The following is a 26,320-nucleotide window of genomic DNA, read 5'->3' as shown; positions in this document are numbered from 1 at the left end:
CAGGCGCGCGGGCGCGGGACGCGGCTCAGGCGCGCGGGCGCGGGACGCGGCTCAGGCGCGCGGGCGCGGGACGCGGCTGGGCGGGGTGGTTAGGGGAGGGTCAGGGTGCCGGTGGCGATCAGGAGGGCGGGGCCGGAGAGCCAGCAGGAGTCGTCGGTGATGGTGACGGTCAGGCGGCCGCCGGGTACGTCGACGGCTACCGTGCCGACCTCCCGGGCCGCGTCGTCCAGGGCGACCGCGGCGACGGCGCAGGCGCCGGTGCCGCAGGAGAGCGTCTCGGCGGAGCCCCGTTCGTAGACCCGCATCAGCACGTGCCCGTCGATCCCGTCGATCGGCTCCGCCGGGGCGGTGAACTCGACGTTCACGCCGGATGGGAAGAGCGTCTGGTCGAAGCCGGGTGCCCGGGTCAGGTCCAGCCCGGCCAGGTCCAGCCCGGCCGGCACCGGGCAGACCAGGTGGGGGTTGCCGACGTCCACGGCCGTGCCGGGCAGGGTCAGGCCGCCCAGGGCGGCGGCTGAGGCCGCGTACCGCCGGGGGCGGCGCATCTCGACGGCGATGGCCTCGCCGTCGAGGCGGGCGTGGACCAGCCCGGCGCGGGTGGCCACCGGCAGCGGATCGGCGGTCGGCGTGGCCAGCCCGGTCTCCAGCAGGTAGCGGACGAAGACCCGGGCGCCGTTGCCACACATCTCGGCGAAGGAGCCGTCGGAGTTCCAGTAGTCCATGAACCACTCGGCTTCACCGGCCAGGGCGGCGCCGTCGGAGTGCTTGGCGGCGCAGACCACCCGCAGCACGCCGTCGGCGCCGAGCCCCCGCCGACGGTCGCAGATCGCCGCGACCAGCTCGGGCGTCAGTTCGAGCGCGCCGTCCGGGTCGGGCAGGATCACGAAGTCGTTGCCGGTGCCGTGTCCCTTGGTGAACTCCACGCCTCCATCATCGCGCAGCGTCGGTGAGGATTCGCAGCGCGGCCTCGACCAGTCCCGGATCGGCCGAGTCCCGCCAGTGCACCCGGGGGTCGCGCCGGAACCAGGAGCGTTGGCGGCGGACGAAGCGGCGGGTCGCCCGGATCGTCTCGTCGTGCGCCTCGCCCTCGGTCAGCTCACCGGCGAGGAAGCGCAGCACCTGCTGGTAGCCGAGGGCGCGGCTGGCCGTACGCCCGTCGGCAAGGCCCCGCCCGACCAGCGCCCGGGTCTCGGCGACCAGCCCGTCGGCCCACATCCGGTCGACCCGGGTCGCGATCCGTTCGTCGAGTCGGGCCGTGTCCAGGTCGACGCCGAGCTGGACGCTGGGGTAGTACGGCGTCGGTTCGGGCAGGGCGGCGGTGAACGGGCGACCGGTCAGCTCGATCACCTCCAACGCGCGGACGATCCGCCGGCCGTTGCCGGGCAGGATGCCGGCCGCCGCAGCCGGGTCGGCCGCGGCCAACCGGGCGTACAGCGGCGCCGGTCCGACCGCGGCCAGCTCCTCCTCCAGGCGTTCCCGGAGCACCGGATCGGTGCCGGGGAACTCGAACTGTTCCAGCACCGCCCGGACGTACAGGCCGGAGCCGCCCACCAGCAGCGGCACCCGGCCCCGGGCGACGATGTCGTCGACGGCGGCGCGGGCCAGCCGCTGGTACTCCGCGACGCTGGCCGGTTCGGTGACCTCCCAGATGTCGAGCAGGTGGTGCGGCACACCCGCCCGCTCGGCGACGGTGAGTTTGGCGGTGCCGATGTCCAGGCCCCGGTAGAGCTGCATCGAGTCGGCGTTGACCACCTCGGCGTCGAGGGCGTGCGCCAGGGCGATGCTCAACGCGGACTTGCCGGCCGCCGTCGGCCCGACCACGGCGACCACCGTGCCGGGGGCGATCACGGCCGCACCCAGTCCGCCACGAGGTAGCCCACCCCATAGGGCGCGCTGTGGTGGCGCAGTTCGCCGCGCCAGTCGCCGCCGGCCGCCCGGGCCGCGCCCGCGAGCACCTGCCAGGGCGCCCGACCGGCGACCCTGAGCTGCGCGGACCGGACCGGGTCCAGGTCGAGCAGCGCCTCGGCGTCCGCGTCGGCGAGGGCCTTCGCGACCATCCTGTCGTACGCCTCGGCGCGCGGGTCGGCGTAGCCGGGCGCCTTCTCGCCCCGGCAGGCCGACCCGTCCCCCATCACCAGCAGCGCCCACGGCTGGTTCGACCCGATCCGGGCACCGAGGGCGACACACGCCTCGACCGGCGCGTCGGTGGCGACGGTCGACATCCGCCAGCTCGTGGCACCGGCACCGGCGACCGGCCGGCGGCCCAGCAGCCACGCGCCGACGAGCAGGCTGAGCGGCAGGCGGTCGGTGCCGCCGCCCCGGTCGTCGGGCAGGCTGCCGAGCCGCACCTGCAGCGGCAGCCCCCAGGGCGCGAAGCTGCCCCGGAACGGGTAGTCGAGGTCGGCGGTGCGGTCGGCGGCGCCGATCACCAGGATGCGACGGGCACCCGAGTCCAGCAGCCGGCCGACCGCGTCGTCGCAGGCGGCGCGGAGGTCGTCCAGTTCGGGCGCGGCGGCACCGGCGACCTCGGGGACGAGCAGCGGCGGGTGTGGGCAGACGGCGGCGGCGACCAGTGGCACCCGGCAACCGTATCGGTCCGGCCGGGCCGCACCGGCGACCGAGGTGCCGTCGTTGTCGGGCCGGCCACGAAGCACCGGCGGCCGAGGTGCCGTCGTTGTCGGTCGGGCCGAGTCGCGAGGGCTTCGACACCGGCCCTAGGACACCGTATGGTCACGGTCGGCGATAGGCGCTCGACGTGGACCGGGGCGGACCTGTGACAATGCCCGGAGAAACTTGGCTGCGCGGTGGCGGGCCCGGGAGAGTCTCCCTGGGCACCGGGAGAACGAGGATGGGCACATGAGCGACTGGACTGCCTTCGGACGGGTGGACGCGGACGGCACCGTTTACGTCAAGACCGCCGACGGTGAGCGGGTGGTCGGATCCTGGCAGGCGGGAGCGCCGGAGGAAGGGCTGGCGCACTTCGCCCGCCGCTTCGCCGACCTGGTGACCGAAGTGGATCTGACCGAGGCGCGGCTCAACTCGGGCGCGGCTGACGGCAACCACTCCCTGACCACCATCCGCCGCATCCGCGCGTCACTGGCCGAGGCGCACGTGGTCGGCGACATCGACGCGCTCGCCGCCCGGCTGGACAAGCTCGCCACGGTGGCCGAGGAGAAGGCCGGTGAGGCCAAGGCCGCCAAGGAGGCCGCCCGCACCGAGGCCCTCGCGCGCAAGACCGCCCTGGTCGAGGAGGCGGAGAAGCTGGCCGCCGAGTCGACCGGCTGGAAGACCGCGGGCGACCGGTTGAAGGAGATCCTCGAGGAGTGGAAGAGCATCCGGGGGGTCGACAAGAAGACCGACGGTGAGCTGTGGAAGCGGTTCGCCGCCGCCCGCGACGGCTTCACCCGCCGGCGGGGCGCCCACTTCGCCTCCCTCGACTCGCAGCGCAAGCAGGCGCAGACGGTCAAGGAGGAGCTGGTCGCCGAGGCGGAGAAGATCAAGGACTCCACCGAGTGGGCGTCCACGGCCAACCAGCTCAAGGAGCTGATGAACCAGTGGAAGGCCGCGCCGCGCGCCTCCAAGGAGGCCGAGCAGCGCCTGTGGGAACGGTTCCGGGCCGCCCAGGACGCCTTCTTCACCCGGCGCAGTGAGGTCTTCTCGGCGCGGGACAACGAGCAGCGCGCCAACCTGGAACGCAAGCAGGCGCTGTTGGCGGAGGCCGAGGCCCTCGACGTCGACGGTGACCCGAAGGGTGCCCAGGCCAGGCTGCGGGACATCCAGGCACAGTGGCACGAGGCCGGCCGGGTACCCCGCGAGGCGGCGGCCGGGCTGGAGCGTCGGCTGCGCGCCGTGGACGAGAAGGTCCGCGAGGTGATGGACTCGGCGTGGCGCCGGACCACCCGGGAGGACAACCCGCTGCTGGCCCAGATGCGGGCGCAGGTCGCCGAGGCCGAGGAGCGGCTGTCCCGGGCCCAGGCCGCCGGTGACGCCCGGCGGATCAAGGAGGCCGAGCAGGCGCTGGCCGCCAAGCGGCAGTTCCTCCAGCTGGCCGAGCAGGCCGGCTGAGCAGAGCAGGCAAGCGCCGGCTCCGCCGAGCAGGCAAGCTGAGCCGAGCCGGCCGCTGCGACTGAGCCGACACGCGTAACGCCCCCGGTTCCCCGCGCGGGACCGGGGGCGTCGCGCATCCCGCGCCGCTGGTCAAGGCGTTGTTAGCGTACGACATTTACATCGACGCCGATCTGTGGTTACCTGAGGAAAGCGCTTGCCCCCCCGGGCGGGGCACGGGAGCCGTTCCGACCAGTTCATCCGACGGCAGGACCCACCAGCACGACCGCCACCGCAGCGTTGCCGCTGGGCACGGCAGCCACCGCCGCGGGGCGTACCTCCTGCCGACCGCACCGGACGACGCAGCCAGGCGTACCCACGGCGGACCACCACCATCCGGTCGCCGTACCAACCCGCGACGCGGACCCGTCCGGCCCATGCCGGCCACCGGTCCGCGACCACCAGCGTCTCGTCCGACCCGTTCCGTGAACCCAGAGGATGAGGAGAATGACCGTGCTTGCAATCGTCAAGCGGCGCCTGACCCGACGGCTGGCGGCGTTGGCCGCCACGGCTGTCGCGCTACCCGCGGCGCTCGTCGCGGTGACGGTGGCCCCGGCCTCGGCGGCGACCGTCGACACCAGCGCCTACTACGTGTTCGTCAACCGCAACAGCGGCAAGGCCATGGACCTGTGGAACTGGTCCACCGCCGACGGCGGCGAGATCCGGCAGTTCACCCGCGGCGACGGCAACAACCAGCAGTTCCAGTTCGTCGACGTGGGCAGCGGCTACTACCAGCTGCGCAACCGGCACTCCGGCAAGGTCGTCACCATTCCGAACTCGAACGACGGCGTGCAGGTCACCCAGGTGACCGCGAGCAGCGACACCAAGCAGCACTTCCGGCTCGCGGACTCCGCCAACGGCGACGTCCGGTTCATCAGCCGGCACAGCAACAAGGCCCTTGAGGTGTGGCAGTGGTCCACCGCCGACGGGGGCATGGTCTCGCAGTACGCCGACCACGACGGCGCCAACCAGCGCTGGCAGCTGATCCGGTTGGGCGGTGGCGGCACTCCCCCGACGAACCCGCCGAACCCGGCGCCGCAGACCGGGCTGGTCGGCTGGGCCACCCAGAACGGCGGCACCACCGGCGGCGGTAACGCCGGCACCACCACGGTCACCAACGCCTCGGCGCTGACCAGCGCGCTCAACTCCACCAGCGCGGCGGTGATCCGGGTGTCCGGCACCATCAACTGCTCGGGGATGCTGCGGGTGCGGTCGAACAAGACCATCCTCGGCAACGCGGGCGCGACGATCGTCGGTTGCGGCTTCACCATCAACGGCGACCGCAACGTGATCATCCGGAACCTGACCTTCCGGAACTGGGGCGACGACGCGATCAACATCGAGCAGTCGGCCACCAACATCTGGGTCGACCACAACACCTTCAGCGCCGGCTACGACGGTGCGGTCGACATCAAGCGCGGCTCCGACTTCATCACCGTGTCCTGGAACCGGGTCTTCGGCCACGACAAGTCGATGCTGCTCGGGCACAGCGACGACAACGCCAGCCAGGACGTCGGCCGGCTGCGGGTGTCGTACCACCACAACTGGTTCGACGGCAGCAACCAGCGTCACCCGCGGGTCCGCTTCGGCAACCCGGTGCACGTGTACAACAACTTCTACAGCAACGTGCGCGGCTACGGCGTGGCGTCCACGATGAACGCCGGCGTGCTGGTCGAGGGCAACTACTTCGAGAACACCCCGGACCCGTTCCACCGGGGTGAGGGCAACTCCGGGCCGGGTGGCCTGGTGGCCCGCAACAACCACTTCGTCAACTCGGGCAGCGGGCAGGCCGGTGGCAGCGTGGCCGGCATCCCGTACCCGTACACCCTGGACAGCGCGAGCAGCGTGAAGTCCATCGTGACGGGCGGCGCGGGCGCCGGCCGGATCTCGGTCTGACCCTGCGGCCAGGGCCTGTGTCGAAGTCCTCGGTCGAGCCGAGGCGGAGTCCAAACGGTGTCCAGCCAGGCGTCGCGCGAGCCGCCGCAGGCCGGCCCGGGACTTCGACACAGAGCCCAGGGCCGCGTAGCGCAGCCGCCACCGGGTTCCGCCGGGGTGTGGGTGGGCCCTGCCCCCTGAATACCGGGCCATTCAGGCAGCCCCAGGGCGGCCCCGAGTGGGGGTGGTGGGCCCTTTGCTCTGCTTCACTCCACGCAATGGTTTGGCCGGCTCAGCGATGCGTGGGTTGAAGCAGAGCAAAGACGCGCGGTGATGGGCGGTGGCACGGCCACACGCTGCCGGGCAGCAGCACCCGGAACCGGCGAGTGGCGGGTGGCGAGGTCAGGGTTGTCGGGTCAGGCCGACGATGGTGGCCAGGCGCGCGACGTCGGCCGCTGCGGGTCCGCGTTGGATGAGCTGGGCGAGGAGGGTACGAGCGACAGGGCGGCTGCGGACTTCGGTGGGGGCGATGCGGTCGGCGTGGAGCAGGGCTTGCCCGGCGCGGCTTGGCTCGCCGGTGTCGAGGTAGACCCGGGCGGCGTCGATGAGGTGGGCGGCGCGGTGTTCGGGCGGTAGGTGTTGCCAGCCCGCGCTGCGGGTGGCGTGAAGGTGGCGGTGGATGGCTTCGATGGTGTCGCCGAGTTGGTGTGCGGCGAGCACGCGGGCCACCTGGACGGCCGCCGGCCCGAAAGCGGTGTGGTGCGGGTCGGTGTCGCTGGCGCGTCGGTCGGCGAGAGTAGCGGCGTGGTCGAGCAGGTCGTGGGCGTTGCGGCGGTCGCCGTTGCCGGCGGCGGCGAGCCCGGCCTGGAGGAACAGGGTGCCGCGTACGGTTTCGTCGTCGGTGCTGTCCGCCGCGGTGAGGGCGGCGGTGAGCGCGAGGTGGTGGTGGCCGAGGGCGCGCAGCGCCTGTGCTACGGCGATGCTGGCGGCGGCGGTGAGGGCTGGACCACCGGCGGCGGCGCTGACGGCCCGGTCGGCGGCGAGCCAGGCGAGGTCGGGGTGGTCGAGTTTGATCAGTACGGCGGCGGTGATCCGGTTGGTGGACACCAGCAGGCTGCGGGTGCCGCGAGCGGCGTCGAGCAAGGCGGGTAGCGCGTCGAGGAGTTGCGGGTAGCGGGCGTGCTGGTAGGTCATCCAGGCGTACCCGACCTGCCGGCGCGCCTGGTCGGCCGTGACGGTGCGCTGGGGTCGGTCGCGGTAGCGGGCGAGGGCGGCACGAACCCCGTCGACCCCGTCCAGGCTGGGTGCGGTCGGTGGCGGTTGGCGTGGGCCGAGGAGCAGGTCCGGGTCGAGGCGCAGCACGTCGGCGATCTCCCGGATCACCGAGTAGCGGTCGAGCCGGCGTACGCCGCGTTCGATCTTGTCGACCCAGCTCTTCGACTTGCCGAGCCGGTCGGCGAACGCCTGCTGACTCATCCCCCGGCGGGCCCGCAGCTCAGCCACCCGCCGTCCGATGGGTACGGAGTTGTGGTCGCGTCGGTGCGGGCGGTTCATCGATCCCCCTGCACCGGCGGCGCGGCGTGCGTGGACTCCCCGCAGCGCGGACACCACCGCGACTTCACCTTGAACGCGAAGAGTCCAGCCACGAACCCCAGCAACACCCCACTGAGGATCATCATCACCAGCTCGACAACCACGAGCCCCCTCACCTCCCAGCGATGCCACATCGGACACACGATCTAAAACCAAGCCGTTGCGTGTGATAACCACAGTTGCGCATCACATGATGCAAAGCAAGGGACTGGGCATGATCTCCTAAATAAGCACGTGAGTCGGGGCAGACGAGCGACCCGGGCTTGGTGCAGAATCACTACATGCCTCGATTCGCACCCGCAACTCCGCGTTCCCGCCGACTCGGTCGAGAGTTGCGCAAGCTCCGCGATGCCAAGGGACTGACCGCAGAGGAGACTGCGAAGCTCGTTCGCTGTTCGACCTCCCGGATCAGCCGGATCGAGTCCGGCGAGATCAAACCCCGCGCCGGTGACGTCATGGAACTGCTGGTCACCTACGGCGTCCGGATCGACGACGAGCCCGGCACGTCACTGTTGGAGCTTGCCCGCGACCTGCGCGAAGAGGGGTGGTGGCAGCGCCTCGGTGGCAAGTACGCCACCTACATCGCCTACGAGACCGAGGCCGCCGAACTCAAGAACTTCGAGCCGATGCTGGTGCCGGGTCTACTCCAGACCGAGCGGTACGCCCGCGAAGTCAACATCATCGGCCGCGAGACCGACCCTGCAACCGTCGAGCAGCGGGTCACCGCACGCATGACCCGCCAGGAAGTCCTGCACCGGCAACCGACGCCGCTGCGGTTGCACGCCATCCTGTCCGAGGCATCCTTGCGGACCGAGGTCGGCGGGTCGGAAGTGCTGCGCGAGCAGCTCCACCACCTGGTCAAGGTCAGCCAACTGCCCAACGTCACGATCCAGGTGCTCCGCTTCGAAGCCGGCGCACACCTGGCGGACAGCTCCGGCTTCGCCCTGCTCAGCTTCGAGCACGACGACCCGCCGCTGGGCTACATCGAAACCCTGGCCGGTGAGCTGTTCCTCGAATCGAGCCGCGACCTGGCGCGGCTGTCAGCGGCGTACGACAATCTGAGGATGCTGGCGAGGTCGCCGGCCGAGTCGATGACGTTCGTCAAGGAGCTGAGCGAGCATGGAGCGTAACGTCTGGCGCACGTCGAGCCGTTCCGGCAGCAACGGCCAGTGCGTCGAAGTCCGCAACCGAGGCACCGAGATCGACGTACGCGATTCCAAGGCCCCCGCCGCCGGAACCCTGAGCTTCGCCCCTGCGGCCTGGGGCGCCTTCGTCAGCGGCATCAGGACGTACGGCACCCGCGCCTGAGCTGCGGCCGTCCGTGCCGTGTTCGCCGATCTTCACCACCTGAGCGCCGCCGGCGTGTCAGCCTTGGCCAGGGCTCGGATCAGGTCGCTGAGCGGTTGCCCGTTCTTGGCGTAGTTGCTCGAGCATGGCAGTGTCGGATGCCAGGTCCGGGTGGCCTACTTGGCGGTCGAGGTCGACGACCAGTTCAAGCTCACCGATGGCCTTGTCGAGATGTCCCTCGTCGCGATGGATCACCGCGATGTTGTATCGGGTGACGGCCTCGCCGGCACGGTCACCGACCTCCCGCGAGATGGCCAGGGCCTGCCCGAAGTAGGTGAGAGCCTGCTGCCGATCCCCCAGCCCGTCGTACACTGCACCGATGTTGGTTAGGGTGACAGCCTCGGCGACACGGTCACCGACCTCCCGCAGGATCGGCAGCGCCTGCCCGAAGTAGGTGAGAGCCTGCTGCCGATCCCCCAGCCCGTCGTACACGCGGCCGATGTTGTTCAGGGTGGCGGCTTCGCCGGCACGGTCACCGACCTCCTGCCGGATGGGCAGCGCCTGCCCGTAGTAGGCGAGAGCCCGTTGCCGATCCCCCAACCCGTCGTACACGAGACCGATGTTGTTCAAGGTGACAGCCTCGCCGGCACGGTCACCGACCTCCCGCACGATGGGCAGCGCCTGCCCGTAGTAGGCGAGAGCCTGCTGCCGATCCCCCAGCCTGTTGTACACGCGGCCGATGCTGGTGAGGGTGGCGGCTTCGTTGCCGTGGTCGTCGACCTCGCGATACAGGCGCAGGGCCTGCTCGTAGCTGTTCAGGGCAGGCCGGGGCTGCCCGGTGGCGGATTGCGCCCACCCCAGGTCATAACAGGCACCGGCGTCCGGGCCGAGGGTCAGGGTCGCGGTCGCGAGGGCCTCGACATCCGCGAACCGCGACGTGCGCAGCCACACCCTCGCCACCTGGCGACCGACCTGTCGGGCGATCGCCGGCTCCCGGCCTGCCACCGCCAGTCGGTGCACCTCCACCCACTGCGCAACCGTGGCCGCCGGCCCAACGCGAGTCAACGAATTCTCCACACCGGCCAGCACGATACGGCCGACACCGATCCGGCAGACCGCAACGACCAAGATCTGACAAAGACCGCACCAGCACGGTCGATCTAGGACGGTAGCGGTGGAGTCGATGCAGGTCAGTGCGAGGCGGCGCAGCCGGTCGTCGGCGCGGGCGCCACGGTCGGCGCGCCGACCGTGGGCAGCCCGAGCAACACCCCGGGGGTACGCGGCGACCGCCCGGCCTCGGCCGCGTCACCGGCCCGGGTCCGGCGGTGCGCCAGCGGTTCGCCGTCGGCGTTGAGATGGTGCGGCGCGGCGTAGCTGACCGTGGTGTGCACGATGTCGCCGGGCCGGATCACCCCCGCGTGGGAACCAGCGTCGAAGTGCACCAGGCGGCCGTCGCGGGCCCGGCCGGACATCCGGCCGGTGCGCTCGTCCTTGCGCCCCTCGCCGACCGCGACCAGCACCTCGACGGTCTCGCCGACCAGCTTGCGGTTCTCCGCCCAGGTGATCTCCTCGACGCAGGCGATCAACCGCTCGTAGCGTTCCTGCACGACCTGCTTGGGCAGCTGACCGTCCATCGTGGCGGCGGGCGTGCCGGGGCGCTTGGAGTACTGGAAGGTGAACGCGGAGGAGAACCGCGCCTCGCGGACCACGTCCAGGGTGCGCTGGAAGTCCGCCTCGGTCTCGCCGGGGAAGCCGACGATGATGTCGGTGGTGATCGCCGCGTCCGGCATCGCCGCGCGGACCTTCTCGATGATGCCGAGGTAGCGGTCGGCTCGGTACGAGCGGCGCATCGCCCGCAGCACGTCGTCGGAGCCGGACTGTAGCGGCATGTGCAGCGAGTGGCACACGTTCGGCGTCTCGGCCATCGCGGCGATCACGTCGTCGGTGAAGTCCTTCGGGTGCGGGCTGGTGAACCGCACCCGTTCCAGCCCGTCGATCTCCCCGCAGGCGCGCAGCAGCTTGCCGAAGGCGTACCGGTCGCCGAACTCGACGCCGTAGGAGTTGACGTTCTGCCCGAGCAGGGTCACCTCCAGCACGCCCTCGTCGACCAGGGCCCGCACCTCGCTGAGGATGTCGCCGGGGCGGCGGTCCTTCTCCTTGCCGCGCAGGGACGGCACGATGCAGAAGGTGCAGGTGTTGTTGCAGCCGACCGAGATCGACACCCAGCCGGCGTACGTCGACTCGCGGCGGGTGGGCAGCGTGGAGGGGAAGACGTCGAGGGATTCGAGGATCTCCACCTCGGCGGCGGTGTTGTGCCGGGCCCGCTCCAGCAGCACCGGCAGCGACCCGATGTTGTGAGTGCCGAAGACCACGTCGACCCAGGGCGCCTTGCGCACGATGTCGCCGCGGTCCTTCTGGGCCAGGCAGCCACCGACCGCGATCTGCATCCCCGGGTGCCGGTCCTTGACCGGCCGCAGATGACCGAGGTTGCCGTAGAGGCGGTTGTCGGCGTTCTCCCGGACCGCGCAGGTGTTGAACACCACCACGTCCGGGGTGTCGTCGGCCGCCCCCGCGCGGACGTAGCCGGCCTGTTCCAGCAGGCCGGAGATGCGCTCGGAGTCGTGCACGTTCATCTGGCAGCCGTAGGTTCGCACCTGGTAGGTGCGCGGGCTGCCCGCCGCTGCGGTAGTCATGACATGCACAGCGTATCCGGGCCCGGTGGCCCGGCCGGAACGAGGAGGAGCCGTGTGCCGAAGCATCAAGACGTTGCGTGAGCCGTACACCCCGCAGGTCACCGACGCGGACGTGGCGGCCGCGGCGCTGCAGTACGTCCGGAAGATCTCCGGGTTCCGGGCACCGGCGGCGCACAACGCCGAGGCGTTCGACGCCGCGGTGGCCGCGGTGGCCGCGGCCACCCGCACCCTGCTCGACGACCTGGTGGTCCGGGGCGGCACCCGCCAGGGGTGAGCCGGGCGCCGTCAGGCGGCGGCGAGAGCCGGGTTCACCGAGTCGGGGGCCCAGCGTGACCGGTGGCAACGGGACCAGCCCCGGCAGCGCGGGTCGGCCTCGGTGCACAGCCGGCGGTCGCTGAGGACCTCGCCGTCGTCGGTCTCCCGCACGTCGAAGTGCACCGGGCGGATGCTGCCGTCGGGGGCGACCAGCAGGTGCCGGGTCTCGTCGAGCGTGTCGTCCCGCAGCAGGCAGTTGCGGTCCAACTGCCGGGCCAGCGCCGCGATGCTGGGCAGTTCCGGCAGGCCGTCGGGCACGCCGTAACAGTCCACGATCGTGGCGAACTCGCCGGGTGCCTGCCAGACGTCGCAGACCACCGCGTACGTCGGCAGCCGTGCCGGGTCGGCGACCGCCAGCGGCATCACCACCCGACCGAGCGCGTCGGCCAGCGCCGGGTAGACCTCCACCGGTCGCACCTGGTCGATTCTCCAGTTCCACAGCTCGGTCATGCCGCCTCCTCGCTGTGCTCGTCCCACCGGCCTCGGATCGGGCCTTACAAACGATGGTGGGGGGCATTTGCCCCCAGGCGGGGGCAAGTTACCGGTCTGTGACCATTCTGGGCAAAATAACCCCCACGCCCATCGCCGTGAGTAGCGGGAAGATGACAGTTTATCGGGTATGGTGCGCGTTCCGCGAGCAACGCTCGCCACCGGCGCGCCCCGATCCGACCTCGCCGCGCCGACGCCGCCCGCCGGGTGTGCGCCGGTGCGGACCGGATGCGGCGATCAGCGCAGCACGACCAGGTGTTCACCGCGTGGCAGCAGCTCACCGATCACCGGGGCACCCGGCAGTTCCCCGGCCACCAGCAGGCCGCCGGAGGTCTGCGCGTCGGCCAGCAGCAGCCGGTCCACCTCACCCGCCGCGGCCAGGTCGGTCCACGGGGTCACCCACTCCAGGTTGCGGCGCGAGCCGCCGCTGACGTAGCCGTCACGGGCCGCCTCCCGGGCGCCGCCCAGGTACGGCACCCGGGCGATGTCGATCGCCACCGTCAGGCGGCTGGCGCGGGCCAGCTTCGAGGCGTGACCGAGCAGCCCGAAACCGGTCACGTCGGTGCCGCATCGCACCCCGGCCGTCACCGCCGCCCGCGCCGCGTCCCGGTTCAATGTGGTCATCGCGGCGACCGCCTCGGGAAAGCTGTCACCGGTGCGCATGTGCCGGGTGTTGAGCACACCGACGCCGAGCGGCTTGGTCAACGACAGCGGCACGCCGGGGCGCCCGGCGTCGAGGGTGATCAGCTCCTCGGGCCGGACCAGGCCGGTGACCGCCAGGCCGTACTTCGGCCCGTCGTCGTCGACGCTGTGCCCGCCGGCCAGGTGACAGCCCGCCGACCGGGCGACGTCGAGGCCGCCGCGCAGCACCTCCCGAGCCAGCTCCAGCGGCAGCACCTCCCGTGGCCAGCAGAGCAGGTTCAGCGCGACCAACGGTTCGCCGCCCATCGCGTACACGTCCGACAGCGCGTTGGTCGCCGCGATGCGGCCCCAGTCGTACGCGTCGTCGACCACCGGGGTGAAGAAGTCCGCGGTGGTCACCACGCCGGTCCGCGCGTCCAGCCGGACCACCGCCGCGTCGTCGCCGTGGTCGAGGCCGACCAACAGGTCGCCGGGGTCGAGGCCGACCAGCGAGTCCTCGGTGCCGGTGGCGGGGCCGAGGCCGGCCACCATCGCCTCCAGCTCACCCGGCGGGATCTTGCACGCGCATCCGCCACCACGGGCGTACCTGGTCAGCCGCACCGGCTCGGTCATCCTCACATGATCTCCGTCACCGCCCGCTCCCGCCACCCGACCCGGGCGATTCCGGACGCCCGGGCCCGATCCGCCACGGTGTTACCGCTCCGTGACCATCTGAGTTGCGTTCTGCCACGCGGCCCCGCCTACAGTGGCCGCTATCCCGGGGTCGACCGACCCCGAAAGCAACGAGGGGGACGGTGGACGACGTGACGACGGGCGAACCGCTCATCGTGCTGGACTCGGTCAACAAGTGGTTCGGGCCGCTGCACGTGCTGGACGACGTCTCACTGTCGGTGGGCCGGGGCGAGGTGGTCGTGGTCATCGGCCCGTCCGGCTCCGGCAAGTCGACCCTGTGCCGCACGATCAACCGGCTCGAGCCGATCAACTCCGGCACCATCACGTTCGACGGTCAGGCGCTGCCGGCCGAGGGCAAGCCGCTGGCCAAGCTGCGCAGCGAGGTCGGCATGGTGTTCCAGTCGTTCAACCTCTTCGCGCACAAGACGATCCTGGAGAACGTCACTCTCGGGCCGGTCAAGGTGCGCAGGGAGAAGCCGGCGGCGGCCCGCGAACGCGGTCTCGCCCTACTCGACCGGGTCGGCATCGCCAACCAGGCCGGCAAGTTCCCGGCCCAGCTCTCCGGCGGCCAGCAGCAGCGTGCGGCGATCGCCCGGGCGCTGGCCATGCAGCCCAAGGCGATGCTCTTCGACGAGCCCACCAGCGCGCTCGACCCGGAGATGGTGGGCGAGGTGCTGGACGTGATGACCTCGCTGGCCCGCGACGGCATGACCATGGTCGTGGTCACCCACGAGATGGGCTTCGCCCGGCACGCCGCCAACCGGGTCATCTTCATGGCCGACGGCAAGCTCGTCGAGGACGCCGCTCCGACGGAGTTCTTCGCCAACCCGCGCAGCGAGCGCGCCAAGGACTTCCTCTCCAAGATCCTCACGCACTAGGCATCTCAAGCGGAGCGGGCCGCGACCCGGCCGGCTCCACTCGAAGAAGGAGAAACAAGTATGCGAATGAAGCGGATGGCGGCTGTCGTCGCCGTTGCCGGCCTCGCGGTAGCGATGGCCGCGTGTGGCGGGGACAGCGACGAGGGTGGCACCGGCGCCGGTGGCGTCGTGGGCAAGGCCGAGGGCCAGAAGAAGCTGGTCATCGGCGTCAAGGCCGACCAGCCGGGCCTGGGCCTGCAGACCGGCAGCCAGTACGAGGGCTTCGACATCGAGATCGGGAAGATCATCGCGAAGGGCCTCGGCGTCGAGGAGAGCGGCATCGAGTGGAAGACCACCGTGTCGGCCAACCGTGAGCCCTTCATCGAGCAGGGCACCGTCGACCTGGTGGTGGCCACCTACACCATCAACGACGAGCGCAAGCAGAAGATCAACTTCGCGGGCCCGTACTACGTCGCCGGCCAGGACCTGCTGGTCAAGTCGGACTCCACCCTCACCGGTCCGGACCAGCTGGCCGGCAAGACGGTCTGCTCGGTCACCGGCTCGACCCCGGCCAAGCGGATCACCGAGAACTACCCGGACGCCAAGCTGGAGCAGTTCGACTCGTACTCCAAGTGCCTGCCGCTGCTGGAGAACGGCCAGGTCGACGCCGTCACCACCGACGACATCATCCTCGCCGGCTACGCCGCGCAGGACCAGTACGCCGGCAAGTTCAAGGTCGTCGGCAGCACCTTCTCCGACGAGCCGTACGGCATCGGCCTGAAGAAGGACGACACCGCCGGCTGCGAGAAGATCAACGAGATCCTCAAGGCCGCCGCCGAGGACGGCAGCTACAAGGCCGCCTGGGACGCCACCCTGGGCAAGAGCGGCACCCCCGCGCCGGAGCTGGACACCACCAAGCTGACCCACTGCGGCGCTGTCTGATCGAAACCGGAGCCGGCACCCCCTCGGGGTGCCGGCTCCGGCCTGCCAACGGCCGCCATCACGTGCCTCGGGAGCCGGAGCATGGACGTATTCACCGATCCGAAGAACTTCGAAGCGTACGTCTCGGGGTTTCTCTGGATCCTCAAGCTGACCGGCGCGTCCGCGGTCTGCGCGCTGGTGCTCGGCGTGCTGCTGGCCGCGATGCGGGTCTCCCCCGTACCCGTGCTGCGCGGCTTCGGCGCAGGCTGGGTCAACATCTTCCGTAACACCCCGCTCACGCTGGTCATCTTCTTCTGCTACTTCGGCCTGTACTCGACGCTCGGGCTGAGCCTGTCGCAGGAACTCGACCTCAACCGCTACTGGCTCGGCGTGATCGGTCTGTCGACCTACACCGCCGCGTTCGTCTGCGAGGCGATCCGCTCCGGCATCAACACGGTGCCGACCGGACAGGCCGAGGCGGCCCGCGCGATCGGCCTTTCCTTCGCGCAGACCCTGCGGATCGTGGTACTGCCGCAGGCCGCCCGGTCGGTTATCGCACCGTTCGGCAGCATCCTGATCGCGCTCTGCAAGAACGCCACGATCGTCGGCACCATCGGGTTGATGGAGTCCTCCAACGTGATGAAGGACCTGATCAACAGCTACGGCAACGCGGTCATCCTGATCTTCCTGGTCTTCGCCGGCACGTTCGCCGCGCTCCTCATCCCCACCGGCTACTTCTTCGGCTGGCTGGCCAACAAACTGGCGGTGAAGCGCTGATGAGCACCAGCAGCGTCCTCTACGACCACCCGGGGCCCCGCGCGCGGATCCGCAACACGGTGCTGAGCGTCATCTTCGGCGTCGCCGTACTCGCACTGCTCTACTGGCTCTACCGCAAGTTCGACCAGGCCGGTCAGTGGGAAGCCTGGCTGTGGAAGCCGTTCGCCGACCCGAAGACCTGGACGCAGTTCGTCCTGCCGGGCCTCTGGGCCACCCTCAAGGCAGCGTCGGTCGGCATGCTGCTCTCGCTCGCCTTCGGCATCATCTTCGCGGTCGGGCGGCTCTCCGAGCACTGGTGGATCAGTGTCCCGGCCGGCGCGGTGGTGGAGTTCTTCCGGGCCGTACCACTGCTGTTGATGATCTTCTTCGTCTTCTACGGCCTGCCGTGGGTGCTCAAGCAGCCGGTGAGCGCGTTCTGGGCCGTGGTGATCGGCCTGACCCTCTACAACGGGTCGGTGCTGGCCGAGGCGTTCCGGGCCGGCATCCGGTCCGTACCCAGCGGGCAGTCCGAGGCGGCGTACGCCATCGGCATGCGCAAGACCCAGGTCATGCAGTTGATCCTCATCCCGCAGGCGGCCCGGGCCATGTTGCCGATCATCGTCAGCCAGCTGGTGGTGCTGCTCAAGGACACCGCGCTCGGCTACATCGTGGCCTACCCCGAGCTGCTCCAGCGCGGCGTCAACGACCTCGCCGCCAACTACGGCAACATCATCCCCGCAGCGATGGTGATCGCGGTCATCTACATCGTGATCAACTCCCTGCTCACCTGGTTCGCCGGCTGGCTCGACCGGCGCAGCCGCACGCGGGCCTTCCGGGTACCGAGGCAGACCGCCCCGGCCGGCACGCCCGGCGCCACCCCCGAGGGCGGCGCCACGGTCACCGAGCCGCAGGGCTGAACCGAACACCACGACGCGGCGCCGGCCAACCTGGCCGGCGCCGCGCCCCCTCCGCACAGCTCAGCGGGCGATCTCGGTGACCCGGGACTCGCGGACCACGGTCACCCGGATCTGTCCCGGGTAGGTCAGCTCCTCCTCGACCTGCTTCGCCACGTCACGGGCCAGCACCGCCGCGCCGATGTCGTCGACGTCGTCCGGCTTGACCATCACCCGGATCTCCCGGCCCGCCTGCATGGCGAAGACCTTGTCCACGCCCTGCTTGCCGGCGGCGATCTCCTCGATCCGCTCCAGCCGCTTGACGTACGCCTCCAGGCTCTCCCGCCGTGCCCCCGGGCGCCCACCGGAGCAGGCGTCCGACGCCTGGGTCAGCACCGCCTCGACGGTCTGCGGCGGCACCTCGTTGTGGTGCGCCTCGATGGCGTGCACCACGTCCTCGCTCTCGCCGTACTTGCGGGCCACGTCCGCCCCGATGATCGCGTGACTGCCCTCCACCTCGTGGGTGAGCGCCTTGCCGATGTCGTGCAGGAACGCCGACCGCTTGATCAACGGCACGTCCAGGCGCAGCTCGGCGGCCATGATGCCGGCGATGTGCGCGGTCTCCACCAGGTGCTTGAGCACGTTCTGCCCGTACGAGGTGCGATAGCGCAACCGGCCCAGCAACGTGACCAGCTCCGGGTGGATCTCGGTGATCCCGACCGCCACCAGCGCGTCCTCGGCGGCCCGCTCACACAACTGGTCCACCTCCTGCCGGGCCAGGTCGTGCACCTCCTCGATCCGGTGCGGGTGGATCCGCCCGTCGAGCACCAGCTTCTCCAGCGTCAACCGCCCCACCTCCCGGCGCACCGGATCGAAGCAGGACAGCAGGACCGCCTCGGGGGTGTCGTCGATGATCAGGTTCACCCCGGTCACCGACTCGAAGGCCCGGATGTTGCGGCCCTCCCGACCGATGATCCGGCCCTTCATCTCGTCGCCCGGCAGGTGCAGCACGCTGACCACGCTCTCGGCGGTCTGCTCGCTGGCCACCCGCTGGATCGCGTCGACCACGATGTGCCGGGCCCGCTGCTCGGCGGTGGACCGGGCATCCGACTCGATGTCCCGCACCAACAACGCGGCCTCCCGCTTGGCCTGGCCCTCGATCGCCTCGACCAACTCGGTACGGGCGGCGTCGGCGGTCAACCCGGCGACCCGCTCCAACTCCCGCCGCCGCAGGTTCTCCGCCTCGGCCAGCTCCTCCTCCCGTACCGCGAGCGCCGCCTCCCGCTCGGCGAGCGCGGCACTGGCGGCGGTCAGCTGGCGTTCCCGCTCGGCGAGCCGCTCCACCTCCTCGGTGTGCAGCCGCTCCCGCTCGTCCATCCGGGCCGCCCGCCGCTCCACCTCGGCGGCCTGCTCCCGGGTGGTCGCGGCGAGCACCGCCACCTCCCGCTCACCGCTGCGCCGCGCTGCGGTCCGCAACTGCTCCGCGTCCGCCTCGGCCTGCTTGTGCGCCCGTTCGAGGACCGTGTCCGCCTCCGCCCGGGCGTCATCGAGCACCCGGCGGGCCTCCGCTCGGGCCGCCTTCGCCTCCGCCTTGGCCGCTGCCGCCTCCGTGCGGGCAGCCGCCGCCGCGGACTTCGCCACGTCGATCGTGCTGTTGACCTCGTCGGCGGCGGTACGCAACGCCGCCAGCGACTGCTCCTGGCGATCCTTCTCCGCGATGTAGGCCGGATCCTCAGGTGCCGGCGGCGCCTGCAGACCCCGCAGCAGCCGGGCCCCGAAGACCACCGCGCCCACCACCACCAGCGTCAACACCAGCACGGCGAGCAGGAGTACGACGTCGAACGCGCTCATGCCGGCACTCCACTACGTCGCGTACCGGCCGGCTCCGGCGACCGCCCTGAACTCTGCTCGTCCTCGTCGGCGGCCCCGGCGTCCGCGCCGCCGCAGGCGTCCCGCCCCGCACTCATGCCGACCCTCCGCCACGCCGCCGCGTACCGCCCGGCGCCGTGGACGCACCGAGCCGGACGATTCGCCCGCTCATGCCGGCCACCTGGACCTCTGCCGCCTCGCCATGGCGCGCCTCCCCTGAACGTCGCGCCGTAGGAACTGCCGGTGGGCACGCTCCTACGGCTCTGGACGCCCGACCGGAGCGCATGGCCGTGGGGTGGCTTTCTCCGCCGACGGTGCCCTCGGGACCGTCGGCGAGCCGGGTGCAGTTGTCACGTCGGCTCCGGACCGGCCTGTCCGGAGCTGACGTCAGCGGCCGATGATACCGGCCAAAGTGATGCAGTTCTGTTACGCGATCTATGTTGTGCGCTTAGCCTGCGCTTGGTCGGGCAATGTGAGCCTTTATGGCGAGGCTAGGTCTCCGGCGGCCTCCGGTCAAGAAGTCATGATCAAACCACCCGGACGGAGAGAAGTTGCATCATCACTCACTGTCAAACACGAGTCGGACGCCCGGGGACAAACAAGACGACTAGCGCGGCGCCCCGACCGTTCAGGCGGCACCCAACGCGACCGCAGCAGCCACCAACGCGGCATTGTCGGCAGCCGGCGACCCGTCGGGCAACAGGACCGTGTCCTCAAGACCGACCCGGGTGTCGAGACCCCGCCGAACCGCCTCGCCCAACACCGCCCACACCCGGGCACCCTCCGCGTGCAGCAACACCGCCGGACCGCCCCGCCCCAGCGCGTCGAGCATCGCCGCCGCGTCCGCCAGAGCCACCTCGGGCGAATCCGCCATGCACTCGACCAGCACCCGACCGACCGGCACCCGCCACCGCTGGTACGCCCGGACCGCCGCCACCGTCCACAGCCCGGCCTCCACCAGCACACCCCGCTCGTGCAGGGCCTGCGCGACCGCCTCCGCCCCCGGCTCGTGCGCGTTGACCGAGGCGAAGTCCGGCAGCACCGTCCAGGCGCGTACCGCGGCCACCCGGGCCAGCGGATCCGGCTCGATCCACGCCCCCGTACTCACCCCGACCGGCAGACCCGGCACGGCGGCCCGGATCGCCACCACCGCGTCGGCGATCACCGCCGGACGCAACGACTCGACCCCCTCGCCGGTACGCGGATGGACATGCACCGCGCCGACGCCCAACGCCGCACACCGGGCCGCGTCCGCTGCCAACTCGGCCGGACTCAACGGCACGGCGGGATGCGAGTCCCGGCCACGGCCACCGTTGAGGCACCCCTTCAGCATCGACCCTCCTCAGACGGCCCCCACCGCGGCGCCCTCCGGCAACCCTGATCACCCACACCATGGCACCGGAAACACCCGCCGGTCAGTCGATCGGGCCACCGGCCGCGGGATCCCCCTCGGCATCGGCGAGCGCGTCGGCGTCGATCTGCTCTGCGAACTCCGCCGCCTCGGCGCTCTGCGCGGCGAGCGCGTCCTTCACCGCCCGGATCGCCACCCCAGGCGGGTAACCCTTGCGGGCCAGCATGCCGACCAACCGCCGGAACACCGCCTCCGGCTCACCCCGAGCGGAGCGCAGCTTCCGGTCCACCAGCTCCCGCGCGGTCTGTGCCTCGGTGGTCTCGTCCAGCTCGCCGAGCGCCGCGCTCGCGGTGTCACCGTCCACCCCGCGCTGACGCAGCTCGTTGGCGAGGGCCCGGCGGGCCAGCCCCCGACCGGCATGCCGGCTGGCGACCCAGGCCCGGGCGAACGCGGCGTCGTCGATGATGCCGACCTCGTCGTAGCGGTCGAGGACCGCGTCGGCGGTCTCCTCGGAGATGCCCCGGCGGGCCAGCGCGGCGGCCAACTCGGCGCGGGTACGCGGGCGGACCGCGAGCTGCCGCAGGCAGATCTCCCGCGCCACCTCGGCCTCGTCCCGGGGCGCGGCATCGTCCCCGCCGGCCCGACCGCCGGTATCACCCTCGGTGCCCGGGTCGGACTCGCCGCCGGCCGCACGGCGGCCTCGACGGGGACGCGGTGTGGAGTCACCCGCACGGGGTGGGCCGGCATCCCAGCCCCGCCCCGTGCGGGCCCGTCGTCCTGCCACTGGTCAGGCTCAGAAGTCGACCGGCGGCAGCTCCGGGCCACCGGCGGCGTCACCCGCGCCGACCCCGACGCCGAGCTTCTCCAGGATCTTCTTCTCGATCTCGGCGGCCACGTCCGGGTTCTCCCGGAGGAACTCGCGGGCCTTCTCCTTGCCCTGACCGAGCTGGTCCCCCTCGTAGGTGTACCAGGCGCCGGACTTCCGGATGATCGCCTGCTCGACGCCGACGTCGATCAGCGAACCCTCGCGGGAGATGCCCTTGCCGTACATGATGTCGAACTCGGCCTGCTTGAACGGGGAGGCGACCTTGTTCTTCACGACCTTGACCCGGGTGCGGTTACCGACCACGTCGGTGCCGTCCTTCAGGCTCTCGATCCGCCGCACGTCGAGCCGCACCGAGGCGTAGAACTTCAGCGCCCGACCACCCGTCGTCGTCTCGGGACTCCCGAACATGACGCCGATCTTCTCGCGGAGCTGGTTGATGAAGATCGCGGTGGTCCCGGTGTTGTTGAGCACACCGGTGATCTTCCGTAGCGCCTGGCTCATCAGCCGCGCCTGCAGACCGACGTGGCTGTCGCCCATCTCGCCCTCGATCTCGGCGCGCGGCACCAGCGCGGCGACCGAGTCGATCACGATGATGTCCAGCGCGCCGGACCGGACCAGCATGTCCGCGATCTCCAGCGCCTGCTCACCGGTGTCCGGCTGGGAGACCAGCAGGGCGTCGGTGTCGACGCCGAGAGCCTTGGCGTACTCCGGGTCGAGCGCGTGCTCGGCGTCGATGAAGGCGGCGATGCCGCCGTTGCGCTGGGCGTTGGCCACCGCGTGCAGGGCGACCGTGGTCTTACCGCTGCTCTCCGGGCCGTAGATCTCGATGACCCGACCGCGCGGCAACCCGCCCACGCCGAGGGCGACGTCGAGGGCGATGGAGCCGGTGGGGATGATCGCGGTCTGCACGACCGGCCGCTCCCCCAACCGCATCACCGAACCCTTGCCGAACTGCTTGTCGATCTGAGCGAGAGCAAGGTCTAGCGCCTTCTCCCGGTCAGGACCTGCCGCCATCGTTGCCACCCCTGCCTTCGCCGGCGTCTTTCCTGAGCTTCGCGTCACGCGGGACACGCTAGGCGCTGGGTCCGACAGAAAACCAGCCGACGGGCCGTGGCCTGTGGACGAGCACCCCGCTGTGGACAATAGCCGAACAGGTGTACGACTCGGCAAGAGACACGCGGAAGTAACGAAACGACTGCTCAGCGTAGCCGGGTGGGGACCCGGTCGGGATAGGCGGCGACCACCGCCCGCCACACCACGTTGGTGCGTTCACCGGCGGCGAGCGCCTGCTCGATGGTCTGCCCATCGAGCTGCGACAGCACCTGGTCGCGGGCGATGCTGGCCGCGTATCCCGGCCCGAACGCCTCCTCCAGTCGCGCCCAGAAGTCGGTCAGCCGCACGATGCTCGCTCCTCCTCGTCCGGTGCGCCCGTCCGCACCGGACGCAACGCTAGCGCCAGCAGCGGGGTCACCGCGACCGCGGCGAGCAGGCTGAGCACCGGATAGCCCGCCACCTGCATGACAAACCCGCTGACCGCGCCGGCCAGCGCCCCGGCCAACCCCATCAGCAGGTCGGACAGGCCCTGGGCGACGGGACGGACCCCGTCGGGCACCGACTCCGACAGCAGGGTGGAGCCGGCCACCATGGTCGCCGACCAGCCGAGCCCGAGCAGCACCAACCCGACGGTGAGCCGGGGGGTGTGGTGCCCGGCGGTGCCGGTGACCGCGCAGGCGGCCAGCAGGGTGGCGATCCCGCCGAGGATGACCGCGCGGCGGCCGAACCGGTCGGCGAGCCAGCCGACCACCGGGGCCAGCGCGTACATGCCGGCGATGTGCAGGCTCAGCACCAGGCCGACCACCGGCAGCACCTCGTCGACGGCGTAGAACTCCCGCAGGTGCACCGGGGCCATCGCCATCACCGCCACCATCACCAGGTGGCCGACGGCCACGGCGACGATGCCGAGTCGGGCGGCGGGTCGGACGCGTACCACCGACCAGGCGGCGCGCATGCCGGCACCGCGGCGGGCCGGCGACGCCGGTGCGGCGAACGGCTCGGCCGCTACGCCGCCGGGCGCCGGGCGGGTGGCGGCGCCCACCGGACCGACCGGGCCGGTGGCACCCGCCGCGCCGGCCCCGGCGTCGGTGCCCGCCGTGCCAGCGGCGGCGGTGTCGGTGCCGCCCATCGCGGCGGCGGTGTCGGCGGCGGCGAGGCGGCGGGCGGTGAGCAGCGGGTCTGGTCGCAGCCCCAGCAGGATCACCCCGGCGGCGAGCACGAACGCGGCGGCGCTGAAGGCGAACGGGGCCGACAGCGCCGGCAGCCCCCAGCCGCTGCCGGTGCGGTCGGCGAGCGCGGCGAAGTTCGGTGCGGCCACCGCGCCGACGGTGGTGGCCCAGACGACCAGGGACAGCTGCCGGGCCCGGCGCCGGGGCGCGGCCAGGTCGACGGCGGCGTAGCGGGCCTGCAGGTTGGCGGCGGAGCCACCACCGAAGAGCAGCATGCCGGCGAAGAGCAGCGGCACCCATCCGGTCGCCGCGGCGAGCACCACCACGACACCGCCGAGAGCACCGACGGTGTACGCGAAGGCCAGGCCCGGGCGGCGGCCGTGCCCGGTGGTGATCCGGGTGACCGGTACGGCCAGCAGCGCACCACCGACGACGGCGGCGCTCAGCGCCAGGCCGGCCACGGCGGTGCCGGCGATCTCGGCGGCGAGCAGCGCGCCGACGGCGATGCCGATGGTCACCCCGATCCCGCCGATGATCTGGGTGGTGAAGAGCAGGCGCAGGCTCCGCCGTTGGATCGGTGCCCGGTCCGGTGGAGCGGGTGCGGTGGTGGTGGTCAGGTCGGTGCTCATCGGATCCGTGATGCCGCCGACCCGTGCGGCTATCCCCGCTGTGACGCCCTCGGACAGGGCGTTCCAGTCGCTACGCATGGTTCACCTTCCCGGGTTACCTGCCTTCGCCCGGCTGGGGCGGGCTGAGCGGGCAGCAGGACTCCGCCTCACCGTGCCAGAACTCCATCTCGACCCGGCAGCCGGTCCTGTGCAGCGCCGCGAGCGTGAACGTCACGTCGGCGCCGTCCATCATCCCCGCGGTCAGGATCGGGATGTGGTGGACGAAGCCCCCGGCGATCTGCTCGCAGGCGGCGGCGTAGGTGCGGGTGACGTGACCCTCGGTTCCCGGGGCATCACCCCGCCCCTTCCGCGGTCGAGCGGGCGCTTGCCCAGCTGAGGAAGCGCTCCCTCAGATCCTGCTCCGGGCTGAGCTGGGCAAGCTGCGCGCGGGCGTCCTCCAGGAGGGACGCGAGGTAGATCAGCAGGGCCGTTCGGTCGCCGCGGTACTCGACCAGCAGGGACAGCTTCGCCGGCTGGCAGGGCCACTCCGCACCACAGTTACGGCAACGCCAGAGCGGGCGCATCGCCTCGTGCGGCGTCAGCCGAGGCATCAGCGGATGTACCGCTCGATAGCGGTGGCGTCAGCGTCGGACAGCTCCTTGAACCAGAGGATCCGCCGCACGACGACCGGAGCCGACTGCCCCTGCTCGTCGGCCAGGTCGACCAGGGCCTCCCGCAGCAGGCTGGTGAGGAACCGCTCCATCACGTCCGCCTCGTCCTCCCGCACCCCGTCCTCGCCGCGCCAGAGGGCGCAGGGCCAGTTGGAGTTGCAGACGACGCACAACCAGCCGGGCCGGGCCGGGGAGTGCCGCAGGTAGTACGGCAGGTTCACGAGGAGGCTCACGAGCGGCCCCCGTTCGCCCGCCACTGCTGGGCTCGCGTCAGCCACCCGGCGCGGCCGAGGCTGTTCGGCGCGTCCCGGCGCAGATCCTCCAGCGGGAGCGCCTGGGTGGGCTGGCGCATCCAATCGGGCAGGCTCGCACCGCGCCTGCGCCGGGGCAAGCTCGGCAGGACCGTCCTCGGGCAGCGGAACCGACGGGCACGCATGGCTGTCTCCTCAAGGCTGCTTGGTGGAGGGGCCGCCCGGCAACGGGGGAAGCCGGGCGGCCCCGCTGGCAAGATCCGCCCGCGCCCTCCTCGGCAGGCGAGCGGATCCGCATGCGTGACAGTCTTGTAAGGACGGCACTACTCTCGGAAGGCACCTCGGGCAGGTGGGCGGCGCTGGCGGAGTGGGCGCATGGCATGCGGAGGGGTGAGTAGTTGATCTTTACCTTTGGGGGACGCTGAATGGCCGAGCTACCGCACCCTCTCGCCGCCTTCGTCGTGGCCGAGATCAGGCGCGCCCGGGGAACCAGCGGGATGACGCAAGAGGCGTTCGGGCGTGGCGCAGGCTTCTCCGCCTCGCACGTCAGCGCAGTGGAGGGCGGAACGCGAGCACTCACAATGGACTTCATCCGAGGCGCGGACCGAGCGCTGAACAACGGCGGGCTGTTCGAGCGCCTGGTAGAGAAGCTGGGCGTGCCGGCGTGGTTCCTGCCCTGGCTGGACGCCGAGCGCGCCGCCACCCAGCTCAGGTGCTTCCAGCCCAGCCTCGTCCCCGGACTACTCCAGACCACGGACTACGCCCGAGCGGTGATCCGCTGCGACGACACGCTCAGCGACGACGAGGTAGACAAGCGGCTCGCCGATCGGATGAATCGGCAGGAGATCCTGACCGGGGAGAGCGCCCCTCAGTTCGTTGCGGTGATCGCTGAAGCGGTGCTGCGCCGGGCCAGTGAGGACTTCCGCGACGTGATGGCCGGGCAGATAAAGCACTTGCTCGCGCTGGCCGAGCGACCCAACATCAGCGTGCACCTCCTTCCCGACGAGGTCAGCATGCACGTCGGGCTTACCGGCCCGTTCAGCCTTGCTCGGTCTCCGGAGCACCGCTGGCTCGGCGAGATGGAGAACCAACTCGGCGGGGTAGTGGTCGACAAGGAGGACGATGTGGATACTCTGCTCTCAAGGTGGGAGACGGTGCGCAACGAAGCCCTCCCCCGCCGTCAGTCGATCGAGCTGATGAAGGAAGTTGTGAACTCGTGGACCTAAACGGCGCTACGTGGCGCAAGTCAACTCGCAGTGGCTCCGGCGGCGGGAACTGCGTGGAGGTTGCCGACAACCTCCCCGGTGTCGTCCTGGTCCGTGACACGAAGGACCGCGACGGCGGCACCCTCCACTTCAGCCCCGACAACTGGCAGGGCTTCGTCAACCTGGCGAAGCAGATCGGCCCCGTGGGCTGACCCGACAC

29 protein-coding genes are annotated in these 26,320 nt (G+C 71.3%); 11 read left to right on the top strand and 18 right to left on the bottom strand.

Going from position 1 to position 26,320, the window contains the following annotated elements; all coding sequences use genetic code 11:
- Window positions 1–89: 89 nt before the first annotated feature.
- The 3 genes from dapF to D2L64_RS04350 are packed head-to-tail and all read right to left on the bottom strand — an operon-like array spanning window position 90 to window position 2,579.
- A complete protein-coding gene (gene dapF / locus D2L64_RS04360) occupies window positions 90–923 on the bottom strand; it encodes a diaminopimelate epimerase (RefSeq protein WP_119573342.1) in 834 nt (277 codons plus the stop codon).
- Window positions 924–930: 7 nt separating this feature from the next.
- Window positions 931–1,845, bottom strand: coding sequence for a tRNA (adenosine(37)-N6)-dimethylallyltransferase MiaA (gene miaA, locus D2L64_RS04355; RefSeq protein WP_199714406.1), 915 nt, complete (start codon window positions 1,843–1,845; stop codon window positions 931–933).
- The gene (locus D2L64_RS04350; protein WP_119573475.1) at window positions 1,845–2,579 is read right to left on the bottom strand and encodes a class III extradiol ring-cleavage dioxygenase family protein; all 735 of its coding nucleotides are present in this window, start codon (window positions 2,577–2,579) and stop codon (window positions 1,845–1,847) included. Before D2L64_RS04350 ends, miaA begins: the two co-directional genes overlap by 1 nt.
- 277 nt (window positions 2,580–2,856) lie before the next feature.
- Here D2L64_RS04350 and D2L64_RS04345 point away from each other — a divergent pair, with 277 nt between their 5' ends.
- Both D2L64_RS04345 and D2L64_RS04340 read left to right on the top strand, forming a co-directional pair.
- A complete protein-coding gene (locus D2L64_RS04345) occupies window positions 2,857–4,065 on the top strand; it encodes a DUF349 domain-containing protein (RefSeq protein ID WP_119573340.1) in 1,209 nt (402 codons plus the stop codon).
- A gap of 486 nt (window positions 4,066–4,551) precedes the next feature.
- A complete protein-coding gene (locus tag D2L64_RS04340) occupies window positions 4,552–6,000 on the top strand; it encodes a pectate lyase family protein (protein WP_233558752.1) in 1,449 nt (482 codons plus the stop codon).
- A gap of 381 nt (window positions 6,001–6,381) precedes the next feature.
- On the opposite strand, the gene D2L64_RS28215 is transcribed toward D2L64_RS04340, so the two are convergent.
- The gene (locus D2L64_RS28215; protein WP_119573338.1) at window positions 6,382–7,533 is read right to left on the bottom strand and encodes a helix-turn-helix domain-containing protein; all 1,152 of its coding nucleotides are present in this window, start codon (window positions 7,531–7,533) and stop codon (window positions 6,382–6,384) included.
- Window positions 7,530–7,676, bottom strand: coding sequence for a hypothetical protein (locus D2L64_RS27490; RefSeq protein ID WP_199714410.1), 147 nt, complete (start codon window positions 7,674–7,676; stop codon window positions 7,530–7,532). Before D2L64_RS27490 ends, D2L64_RS28215 begins: the two co-directional genes overlap by 4 nt.
- Window positions 7,677–7,853: 177 nt before the next feature.
- Between D2L64_RS27490 and D2L64_RS04330 the strand changes: the two genes are divergently transcribed.
- Complete coding sequence (locus D2L64_RS04330; RefSeq protein ID WP_119573336.1) at window positions 7,854–8,702, top strand: helix-turn-helix domain-containing protein; 849 nt, start codon at window positions 7,854–7,856, stop codon at window positions 8,700–8,702.
- On the top strand, window positions 8,692–8,880 hold the full coding sequence (locus D2L64_RS04325; protein WP_119573334.1) for a DUF397 domain-containing protein: 189 nt from the start codon (window positions 8,692–8,694) through the stop codon (window positions 8,878–8,880). Before D2L64_RS04330 ends, D2L64_RS04325 begins: the two co-directional genes overlap by 11 nt.
- 57 nt (window positions 8,881–8,937) lie before the next feature.
- On the opposite strand, the gene D2L64_RS04320 is transcribed toward D2L64_RS04325, so the two are convergent.
- Together D2L64_RS04320 and miaB are read right to left on the bottom strand one after the other, a co-directional pair.
- The gene (locus D2L64_RS04320; protein WP_233558751.1) at window positions 8,938–9,987 is read right to left on the bottom strand and encodes a tetratricopeptide repeat protein; all 1,050 of its coding nucleotides are present in this window, start codon (window positions 9,985–9,987) and stop codon (window positions 8,938–8,940) included.
- A gap of 62 nt (window positions 9,988–10,049) precedes the next feature.
- Window positions 10,050–11,552 (bottom strand): tRNA (N6-isopentenyl adenosine(37)-C2)-methylthiotransferase MiaB, encoded by a 1,503-nt coding sequence (gene miaB / locus D2L64_RS04315; protein WP_119573330.1) that lies wholly within the window; start codon window positions 11,550–11,552, stop codon window positions 10,050–10,052.
- 52 nt (window positions 11,553–11,604) lie between these two features.
- Here miaB and D2L64_RS04310 point away from each other — a divergent pair, with 52 nt between their 5' ends.
- Window positions 11,605–11,826: a DUF2277 family protein gene (locus D2L64_RS04310; protein WP_119573328.1), complete on the top strand. Its 222-nt coding sequence runs from the start codon at window positions 11,605–11,607 to the stop codon at window positions 11,824–11,826.
- Between the two features lie 11 nt (window positions 11,827–11,837).
- Here the strand turns inward: D2L64_RS04310 and D2L64_RS04305 are convergent, their stop codons facing one another.
- Both D2L64_RS04305 and selD read right to left on the bottom strand, forming a co-directional pair.
- Window positions 11,838–12,317, bottom strand: a complete 480-nt coding sequence (locus D2L64_RS04305) for a hypothetical protein (RefSeq protein WP_119573326.1) — start codon at window positions 12,315–12,317, stop codon at window positions 11,838–11,840.
- Window positions 12,318–12,593: 276 nt separating this feature from the next.
- Complete coding sequence (gene selD / locus D2L64_RS04300) at window positions 12,594–13,610, bottom strand: selenide, water dikinase SelD (protein ID WP_119573324.1); 1,017 nt, start codon at window positions 13,608–13,610, stop codon at window positions 12,594–12,596.
- A 182-nt stretch (window positions 13,611–13,792) separates the two neighbouring features.
- Here selD and D2L64_RS04295 point away from each other — a divergent pair, with 182 nt between their 5' ends.
- From D2L64_RS04295 to D2L64_RS04280, 4 genes are all read left to right on the top strand, one after another.
- Window positions 13,793–14,548, top strand: coding sequence for an amino acid ABC transporter ATP-binding protein (locus tag D2L64_RS04295; RefSeq protein WP_119573322.1), 756 nt, complete (start codon window positions 13,793–13,795; stop codon window positions 14,546–14,548).
- A 60-nt stretch (window positions 14,549–14,608) separates the two neighbouring features.
- Window positions 14,609–15,469 (top strand): glutamate ABC transporter substrate-binding protein, encoded by an 861-nt coding sequence (locus D2L64_RS04290; RefSeq protein ID WP_119573320.1) that lies wholly within the window; start codon window positions 14,609–14,611, stop codon window positions 15,467–15,469.
- Between the two features lie 81 nt (window positions 15,470–15,550).
- Window positions 15,551–16,225, top strand: coding sequence for an amino acid ABC transporter permease (locus D2L64_RS04285; RefSeq protein WP_119573318.1), 675 nt, complete (start codon window positions 15,551–15,553; stop codon window positions 16,223–16,225).
- Window positions 16,225–17,121, top strand: a complete 897-nt coding sequence (locus D2L64_RS04280; protein ID WP_119573316.1) for an amino acid ABC transporter permease — start codon at window positions 16,225–16,227, stop codon at window positions 17,119–17,121. Before D2L64_RS04285 ends, D2L64_RS04280 begins: the two co-directional genes overlap by 1 nt.
- Before the next feature lie 60 nt (window positions 17,122–17,181).
- On the opposite strand, the gene rny is transcribed toward D2L64_RS04280, so the two are convergent.
- From rny to D2L64_RS28210, 9 genes are all read right to left on the bottom strand, one after another.
- Window positions 17,182–18,948 (bottom strand): ribonuclease Y, encoded by a 1,767-nt coding sequence (gene rny, locus D2L64_RS04275; RefSeq protein WP_119573314.1) that lies wholly within the window; start codon window positions 18,946–18,948, stop codon window positions 17,182–17,184.
- 646 nt (window positions 18,949–19,594) lie between these two features.
- Window positions 19,595–20,299 (bottom strand): 3-keto-5-aminohexanoate cleavage protein, encoded by a 705-nt coding sequence (locus D2L64_RS04270; protein ID WP_119573312.1) that lies wholly within the window; start codon window positions 20,297–20,299, stop codon window positions 19,595–19,597.
- 82 nt (window positions 20,300–20,381) lie between these two features.
- Complete coding sequence (locus D2L64_RS04265) at window positions 20,382–21,101, bottom strand: regulatory protein RecX (protein ID WP_119573310.1); 720 nt, start codon at window positions 21,099–21,101, stop codon at window positions 20,382–20,384.
- A gap of 9 nt (window positions 21,102–21,110) precedes the next feature.
- A complete protein-coding gene (gene recA / locus D2L64_RS04260; RefSeq protein WP_119573308.1) occupies window positions 21,111–22,157 on the bottom strand; it encodes a recombinase RecA in 1,047 nt (348 codons plus the stop codon).
- 185 nt (window positions 22,158–22,342) lie between these two features.
- Complete coding sequence (locus tag D2L64_RS04255) at window positions 22,343–22,543, bottom strand: DUF3046 domain-containing protein (protein WP_119573306.1); 201 nt, start codon at window positions 22,541–22,543, stop codon at window positions 22,343–22,345.
- On the bottom strand, window positions 22,534–23,994 hold the full coding sequence (locus D2L64_RS04250) for an MFS transporter (protein WP_119573304.1): 1,461 nt from the start codon (window positions 23,992–23,994) through the stop codon (window positions 22,534–22,536). The genes D2L64_RS04255 and D2L64_RS04250 overlap by 10 nt, the downstream gene beginning before the upstream one ends.
- Window positions 23,995–24,326: 332 nt before the next feature.
- Entirely contained in the window at window positions 24,327–24,584 is a 258-nt protein-coding gene (locus D2L64_RS04240) for a flavin reductase (RefSeq protein ID WP_119573300.1), read from the bottom strand.
- The gene (locus D2L64_RS04235; RefSeq protein ID WP_147376177.1) at window positions 24,584–24,877 is read right to left on the bottom strand and encodes a hypothetical protein; all 294 of its coding nucleotides are present in this window, start codon (window positions 24,875–24,877) and stop codon (window positions 24,584–24,586) included. The genes D2L64_RS04240 and D2L64_RS04235 overlap by 1 nt, the downstream gene beginning before the upstream one ends.
- A complete protein-coding gene (locus D2L64_RS28210) occupies window positions 24,874–24,996 on the bottom strand; it encodes a hypothetical protein (RefSeq protein WP_267898654.1) in 123 nt (40 codons plus the stop codon). Before D2L64_RS28210 ends, D2L64_RS04235 begins: the two co-directional genes overlap by 4 nt.
- 324 nt (window positions 24,997–25,320) lie before the next feature.
- On the opposite strand from D2L64_RS28210, the gene D2L64_RS04225 reads away from it, so the two are divergent.
- Together D2L64_RS04225 and D2L64_RS04220 are read left to right on the top strand one after the other, a co-directional pair.
- On the top strand, window positions 25,321–26,121 hold the full coding sequence (locus tag D2L64_RS04225) for a helix-turn-helix domain-containing protein (protein ID WP_119573294.1): 801 nt from the start codon (window positions 25,321–25,323) through the stop codon (window positions 26,119–26,121).
- Window positions 26,112–26,312 carry a DUF397 domain-containing protein gene (locus D2L64_RS04220; RefSeq protein WP_119573292.1) on the top strand — a complete coding sequence of 67 codons (201 nt, stop codon included), beginning with the start codon at window positions 26,112–26,114 and terminating at the stop codon, window positions 26,310–26,312. The genes D2L64_RS04225 and D2L64_RS04220 overlap by 10 nt, the downstream gene beginning before the upstream one ends.
- Window positions 26,313–26,320 lie beyond the last annotated feature (8 nt).

Origin of the sequence: Micromonospora radicis (assembly GCF_003583405.1) — a bacterium.
Lineage (GTDB): Bacteria > Actinomycetota > Actinomycetes > Mycobacteriales > Micromonosporaceae > Micromonospora > Micromonospora radicis.
This window is presented reverse-complemented; position numbering and strand designations above follow the sequence as displayed.